Source organism: Christensenella sp., from assembly GCF_034927525.1.
Classification (GTDB): domain Bacteria; phylum Bacillota; class Clostridia; order Christensenellales; family Christensenellaceae; genus Christensenella.
The window spans coordinates 1-7,358 of the sequence record NZ_JAYFPU010000377.1; the positions used below are offsets into that span (position 1 = coordinate 1).

7 protein-coding genes and 1 pseudogene are annotated in these 7,358 nt (G+C 49.1%); all 8 read right to left on the bottom strand.

Annotated elements, in window-relative coordinates:
* The coding region (locus tag VB081_RS14840) for a 1-(5-phosphoribosyl)-5-[(5-phosphoribosylamino)methylideneamino] imidazole-4-carboxamide isomerase (protein ID WP_323401545.1) at positions 1–556 on the bottom strand (556 nt) is incomplete at its 3' end.
* Positions 553–1,152: an imidazole glycerol phosphate synthase subunit HisH gene (gene hisH / locus VB081_RS14845; RefSeq protein WP_323401546.1), complete on the bottom strand. Its 600-nt coding sequence runs from the start codon at positions 1,150–1,152 to the stop codon at positions 553–555. The genes VB081_RS14840 and hisH, both read right to left, overlap by 4 nt.
* A complete protein-coding gene (gene hisB, locus VB081_RS14850; RefSeq protein ID WP_323401547.1) occupies positions 1,149–1,733 on the bottom strand; it encodes an imidazoleglycerol-phosphate dehydratase HisB in 585 nt (194 codons plus the stop codon). The genes hisH and hisB overlap by 4 nt, the downstream gene beginning before the upstream one ends.
* 12 nt (positions 1,734–1,745) lie before the next feature.
* A complete protein-coding gene (gene hisD / locus VB081_RS14855) occupies positions 1,746–3,032 on the bottom strand; it encodes a histidinol dehydrogenase (RefSeq protein WP_323401548.1) in 1,287 nt (428 codons plus the stop codon).
* Between the two features lies 1 nt (position 3,033).
* Positions 3,034–3,669, bottom strand: coding sequence for an ATP phosphoribosyltransferase (gene hisG, locus VB081_RS14860; RefSeq protein WP_323401549.1), 636 nt, complete (start codon positions 3,667–3,669; stop codon positions 3,034–3,036).
* A gap of 5 nt (positions 3,670–3,674) precedes the next feature.
* Positions 3,675–4,835, bottom strand: coding sequence for an ATP phosphoribosyltransferase regulatory subunit (gene hisZ / locus VB081_RS14865; RefSeq protein ID WP_323401550.1), 1,161 nt, complete (start codon positions 4,833–4,835; stop codon positions 3,675–3,677).
* Positions 4,836–4,937: 102 nt separating this feature from the next.
* Positions 4,938–6,959 (bottom strand): ATP-dependent DNA helicase RecG, encoded by a 2,022-nt coding sequence (gene recG, locus VB081_RS14870; protein WP_323401551.1) that lies wholly within the window; start codon positions 6,957–6,959, stop codon positions 4,938–4,940.
* A gap of 76 nt (positions 6,960–7,035) precedes the next feature.
* Positions 7,036–7,358: pseudogene (locus VB081_RS14875) on the bottom strand (DAK2 domain-containing protein); the annotation flags it as partial.

A 7,358-nucleotide genomic window follows, 5' to 3' on the forward strand; every position in this document is an offset into this window, starting at 1 on the left:
CGATAGTTTCCGTGTTTTCTACATCCGGGCCAGTCATCATGCCATCCTTCGAGATGTCTGTATATATAATGGTCCTAACGCCCAGCTTGCGCATTTGCTGTGCAAGCTCTCCTGCGTCAACGTCCGTAGCGTCTGCCCAGCCTTTGATGGCGACCTTGCCGTTTTTCGCGTCAATCCCTACGGCGATCCTGTCCTTATACCTGGACACCGCCCATTTCACAAGCTCAGGATCCTCCACCGCGACTGTACCAAGAATAACGCGCGAAATGCCGACATCATCGAGCCGCACGCGAATATCCTCTCTTGTACGGATGCCGCCGCCGACCTGCACAGGGATTTTTAAAGACTGTACGATCTGGGTAATAACTTCCCTGTTGACGAATTCGCCAGCAAATGCCGCATCGAGATCAACCACATGCAAGTAGTAAGCGCCTTCTTCTGCCCATTTCCTGGCCATTTCCACAGGATCGCCATATTCTGTGGAGCTGTCCATCACGCCTTGCTGCAGACGAACGCATTTCCCGTTTTTGATATCGATCGCAGGATAAATTTTCATGCTTTTTGTCCTCCAAATAGATTTAACATGCCAAGGCCAACGTCTCCGCTCTTTTCCGGATGGAACTGCAGCCCGTAAATATTGTCCTTTTGTACTGCCGACACAAAGTCGTAGCCATATTCTGTCGTTGCGCTCACATATTCTTCCGGCACATCGTCCGCATGGTACGAATGTACAAAATAAACACATGGTTCTTCTTGCGCAAATAGTGGGCTGCCTGACGTTTTGAGCGTGTTCCAGCCCATATGAGGCACACGCAGGCCTGTAGAAGAAAAAGGCCGCACAACGCCGGGGATAAGCCCCAGCGCTTCGTGTTCGCCGTTTTCAAGGCTTTTATCAAACAACAACTGCATACCAAGGCATATTCCTAAAAACGGTTTACCTGATTTGCTCTCGTTAATGATCTCCTCTGTGAGACCACGCTCGCTTAAATGCTTGACCGCGTCGGCGATCGCGCCCACCCCCGGCAACACCAAATGGCTTGCATCACGCAACTTACTGACGCTATCCGTCACACAAACGTCGTAACCAAGAAATGAAAAAGCCTTTTCTACGCTTCTTAAGTTGCCCATGCCATAGTCGATGACCGCTATCATAGCACTCCCTTGGTAGAAAAAACGCCCTGTAATGAAGCATCTACGGACGCCGCCTCGCGCAGCGCCTGTCCGAACGCTTTGAAAGCCGCTTCGATAATATGATGCGTATTGCTGCCATACTGTAAATTGATGTGCAGCGTGATCCCTGCGTTGAAGGCGACCGCACGGAAAAATTCTTCGCCGAGTTCTGCGTCAAAATCCCCTGCTTTACTTTGCAGGAATGTGGCATGATATGCAAGATATGGCCGTCCGCTGATATCGAGGCTCGCCATCATCAGTGTTTCGTCCATTGGGACAAATTTTGTGGAATAGCGGCGGATTTGCGTCTTGTCTCCCAAGGCGTTTTTGATCGCTTCCCCAAGGACAATGCCGCAGTCCTCGACTGTGTGGTGCGCGTCCACATGGATATCCCCATCGCAACTCAGCGTAAGGTCGATCTGCGCATGTTTTGCAAACAACTCCAGCATATGATCAAAAAAGCCTACGCCAGTACTGATATTATACTGCCCCGTACCGTCAAGGTTCAGCTTTAGCTGTATATCTGTTTCACTGGTCTTTCTTTGTATTGCGCTTTCCCGCATGAATGTACCCTCTCAATCTTCAAAACGTATGGCGGCAGACCTTGCGTGTGCATCCAGTCCTTCTGCCTTTGCAAAGGTAACAACCTTTTTATAATCACGTTCAAATTCTTCCTTTGTGTAGTATATCACACTGGATTTCTTTTGGAAATCGTCAACATTAAGCGGTGAAGAGAACCGCGCCGTCCCGTTTGTCGGCAGCACATGGTTCGTACCCGCAAAATAATCCCCCAGCGGCTCGGGCGAATACTCCCCAAGGAAGATAGACCCCGCATGCCGTATTTTATCCAATAAACGCATCGGTTCCTGTACGCATATCTCAAGATGCTCGGGCGCGATCAGGTTGGAAACCGCGACTGCATCGGCGATATCTTCCGCAACAATGATCGTACCGTATTGTGTAAGCGATTTCATAACAATCTCTTTTTTAGGCAGGAGCTCAGCCTGTTTTAATATTTCGTCACGTACACGCTGTGCCTTTTCCTCTGAAAGTGTGACGAGGATACATGCCGCCATTTCGTCGTGCTCTGCCTGAGAAAGGAAATCCGCCGCAATATAGCGTTCGTTTGCTTGGTCGTCGGCAATGACCAGCACCTCCGAAGGCCCGGCGATCATGTCGATGCCCACCACGCCGTATACGCTCTTTTTCGCAAGTGCGACATAGATATTGCCCGGCCCTGTGATCTTATCCATTTTAGGGATCGTCTGTGTTCCATAGGCAAAAGCAGCGATAGCCTGCGCGCCGCCCATTTTATAAATTTTGTCTGCGCCCGCGATTTTTGCCGCCGCGATGGTTACCGGATTTACGATTCCGTTCCGTGCAGGTGTTGCTACGGAAATATTCGTCACGCCCGCACACTTCGCCGGAATAATATTCATCAGCACGCTGGATGGATAAGCGGCTTTTCCGCCCGGTACATATACCCCCGCATTCTCCACGGGAATATACAGCTGCCCGATCGTCTTGCCGCCCGATTCGATAAACCAGTTTTCACGCTTTTGGCGGTTGTGAAAGGCTTCTATATTGGCGGCAGCTTCGCGCATCACTTGAAGTAAGCCTGCGTCTGTACTGCGAAACGCGTCTTCTGTCTCCTGCTCTGTCACCAGCATGGTATCGCCCGCCACTTCACTGAAGCCGTCAAACCTTCTGATGTAATCGAACAGCGCCTCATCGCCTTTTGTCCTTACTTGCGCAAGCACCTCGTCGACAACTTTCTGTTCTTCGGTATAATCTGTTTCGTTGCGCATCAGCAAGCGCTTTTTCAGTTGTTCCGCATCCCGCGAAAAAAGGATAGGTAGCATATCACATATCCTCCAGTGCGCAGCCGAGCTTTGCAATCAACGGCTGTATTTTTGCTGATTTTGTTTTGAGGCTGACCTGGTTAACGACCAGACGCGCGCTGATATCGCACACATCCTCCAAAATAGCGAGACCATTCTCGCGGATCGTCGTACCGCTCTCTACGATATCCACGATCACATCGCTCAAATCAAGGATGGGGGCAAGTTCGATACTGCCATTCAGCTTGATGATCTCGATATCCTCACCCTTTTCGTCATAATACATTTTTGCAACGCGCGGATACTTTGTCGCGACACGCGTGATGGTAGAGGTGATCCTGTCGTTTTGCTTTTCCGCGTAGCCTGCAACACACATTTTGCATTTGCCGCACTTTAAGTCGAGCATCTCGTAAAGCGGCAGTCCTGCCTCAAGAAGCGTATCCTTACCGGCAATGCCGATATCTGCTACGCCGCGGTACACATAAACGGGTACATCGGCGGGCTTTACCAGTATAAAGCGCAGTTCGTTCTTTTTATCGTATACGACAAGTTTTCTCGTGTCTTCCTCGAGCTCGGACGTATCGATCCCACAGCGGGAAAACAGGTCTATCGCAAACTTTGCCAAGCGTCCCTTGGCAAGCGCAATCGTTAACTCCATCTTTTTTACCTCTCGTCAAATTCGATTACAGTATATTTTTGCGCGTCATAGCTGCTTGTGTTCAGCTCCAGTACAGCGCATTTTCCCTGTACGCGCAGCTCCTGCACAAACGCGTAGGCTTCTTTTCTGCTCTTTTCGCTGCAACGAACAACTGTCACACGTTCTTCATCCTGCGTCAGCATGCCGGCCTGTTCCAGTACGAGCAGCACTTCCTTGATGCCCATTGCAAATCCGGTCGCGGGCGTATTTGCTCCAAATTCATTGAGCAGATCGTCGTAGCGGCCACCCGAAAGAATAGGTGTGCCGATCGCTCCGGATATACCGCGAAACAGTATCCCTGAATAGTAATTGAAATTGTTGAGGATACCGAAATCAATGGAAATATATTGCTCATACCCAAAATCGCACAGAATCTGGTATACTTCTTTCATATTATCCACGGCCTGCATACACGCTTCGTTGCGCGCGAGGCTTTTCGCTTTATCCAGCACCTCCGCACCACCAAACAAGCTGACAAGCTCTAACAGCGCACTTTTCAAGTCGGCCGGTATATTGAACCGCGACAGCTCGTATTCCAGCTCAACACTGTTTTTCGTATCGATCAACAGCCGTATCTTCTCCGTTTGTTCTTCATCCAGCGAAGCGCTTTTTATCAGTCCCTTGAAATACGCGACCTGTCCGATGTCGATTTGAAAATCGTCAACACCGGCGGCTTTCAGTGCACGGATCGCAAGCGCAATGACCTCCGCGTCCGCATCTGCGCCGCTTTTGCCGATCAGCTCTACCCCGGCCTGTGTGAATTCTGTTTTTCCGGCGATCCCGTGATTGAAAAAGCCGTATGCATTCTGCACATAACAAAGCCTCAATACGTCGTCCTGACTGAGCAGCTTAGTTGCTGCCAGCCGCGCGATGGGCCCTGTGCTGTCCGGGCGCAGCGCCAATATCCTGCCCCGCAGATCAAAGAATTTGATCATATTCTCCTGCACATACGGAACCGCATCGTGCATAAATACCTCATAATGCTCAAAAGACGGCGTTTCTATCTCGTGATAGCCGCTTTTTAAAAATTCATTCCTGACCGTATTTTCCGCCTTGCGCTTCGCCGCACATTCCTGCGGTAGATAGTCCCATGCGCCGGACGGCACTTGCAATTTCAGCTTATTCATTTCATGCCTCTGTTAAAATAATTTATCGTAGTAAATTGCTACTACGATAATATAATAATATAAAATAAACCGTTTGTCAATCCTAATGAAGTACTGTTTTTACTAATTCAGCGCGATTTCGATCATCTTGTTCTTTAGCTCCCTGCGCGCCGCCTGCGTAATTGCACGGTATTCCTGCGCAAACTGCCTGTTCTTTTTCATGATCTTGAGTACATCCCTTGTCTGCTCCAACTGACGGATATCCGCGATCAGGTTCGCTACCTTCAGTGTGCTTGTCCCGTGCTGGCGCGTACCGAGGATATCACCGGTGCCGCGCATCTGCATATCCTGCTCCGCGATCTCAAAGCCGTCGTTGGTGTTTGTAAGCACACGAAGGCGCTCGTACGCGCTTTCATTGTCCGAAACCAAAAAGCAATACGATTGCGCGCTTCCCCGCCCCACGCGTCCCCGCAGCTGATGGAGCTGCGCCAGCCCAAACCGTTCGGCGTTGATCACTACCATGCTTGTGGCATTGGGAACGTTGATGCCGACCTCTATGACCGTGGTCGAAACAAGGACGTCGATCTCCCCTGCGCAGAAAGAATCCATAATTTCCTGCTTTTCCATATTCTTCATTTTGCCGTGAATCAGCGCCATACGAAATCCGGCATAGTATTGCTTCATCTCATTAAAAATCTGCGTCGCAGACTTTGCTTCCATGTTCTCGCTGTCCTCGATCAGCGGACATACGATATAGGCCTGATGTTTGGCGTGCAGCTCATTTTTGATAAACGAGATCATATCCTGATATTTATTCTGGTGGATCAGGTATGTTTTGACAGGTTTACGCCCCGGAGGGAGCTCGTCTACAATAGAAATATCTGTATTGCCAAAAAGCACCAGCTGCAGTGATCGCGGGATGGGCGTTGCAGACATGATAAGCGTATGCACATCGCTTTTATCGCCCGTTAGCGCCGCACGCTGTTTGACGCCAAAGCGGTGCTGTTCGTCTGTAATGATAAGCCCCAGCTTTGCAAACTTCACGTTTCCATACAAAAGCGCGTGTGTGCCGATAATGATTTTAACTTCCCCATCCGCAATTTTTGCGTTGATCTCTTTGCGCGATTTGGCGCTCAACGCGCCCGTAACGCACACGATCTGCTGCTGGTCGAATAATTCTTTTGCCGTCTCGTAATGCTGCTGCGCAAGGATTTCGGTAGGCGCCATCAGCACGCTTTGGAAGCCTGCCTCGTACATGCAGTGCATCGCATAAAACGCGATCACCGTTTTACCGCTGCCTACATCACCCTGCACCAGCCGGTTCATTGCCATGTCCTTTGTAAGATCGCTTTCCATCTCCTTCATGACACGCAATTGCGCGCCCGTCAGTTCAAACGAAAGCCGTGACAAAAAGTCATCCCTGTTATCCTGTACATCCGTAAGCTGCGCAGCGCTTTTCTGACGCTTTTCTTCGCCCAATAGCTCCATCATCCGGTTGAACACCAAAAGCTCGTCAAACACGATGCGTGCACGCGCAACAGAGGCGGTTTCAATATCGTTTGGAAAATGCACATCATGCAAAGCTTTTTTGATATCCGGCAGTTTGAATTCCTGTAAAAATCCGGTGGAATAATATTCCTTCAATTCTGTTTTATACAGCGCATCTTTTACAAATTTGCGCATCATATTTTGCTTGAGTCCTGCGGTAAGCGGATAAATAGGCAAAAAAGGGTTGTCCGGTTTTTTGAAATAAATTTCGGGTGCTGATATGACTATTTTGCTGAATTTAAATTCCAGCTTGCCGTACAGGTATATTGTCTGCCCGACAGTCAAATTATTTTTGATATAAATCTGGTTGAAGATATCGACGTTGGCGATACCTGTCGCGTCGGTAACTTGAAAGGAGGTGATCTCCAGCCCCCGACGGATACGTTTTACCTGTGGCTGTGTAAAAATCTTTACCTCCAGAAAAGCGGTCTCGCCAAATTTTACTTCACTTATCTTTTTAATGGTGGAAAGGTCTTTATAGGTGCGTGGCAAATAGTACAGCAAATCCTTTACTGTAGATACGTCGATCTTTTGCAGCGTTTTCGCCGTTTTTTCACCAACGCCACCGATTTGCGTGACGGGGCTTAAAAGCTCCATACTACTTTCCCTTCAACCATTCCAGTGTAAGAAAAAACCGACATTCTCTCATGCCGGTTCCCTGTTTTGCTTATCATCATTCTACGGAAATAATATAAGGATAAACCGGCTGGCCTCCGTAGTGCAGCTCTACGTCGCATTGCGGAAATTCATTTTCCGTCAGCTGTGCAAGCTCGCCTGCCGTGACTTCGTCCACACCTTCCCCATAATAGATGCTGATCATCTCTGAATCGTCATCGATCATTTTCTGCATCAGTCCGCTATAAACCTCGCTCAAAACCGGCCCGCTTGCAACGATCGCGCTTTCCTCAATGCCCAGCAATTCACCCATCTTGATACTTGTTCCATTGATCTTGGTATCGCGTACAGCGTTCGTGATCGAGCCTGTCTTGATTGACT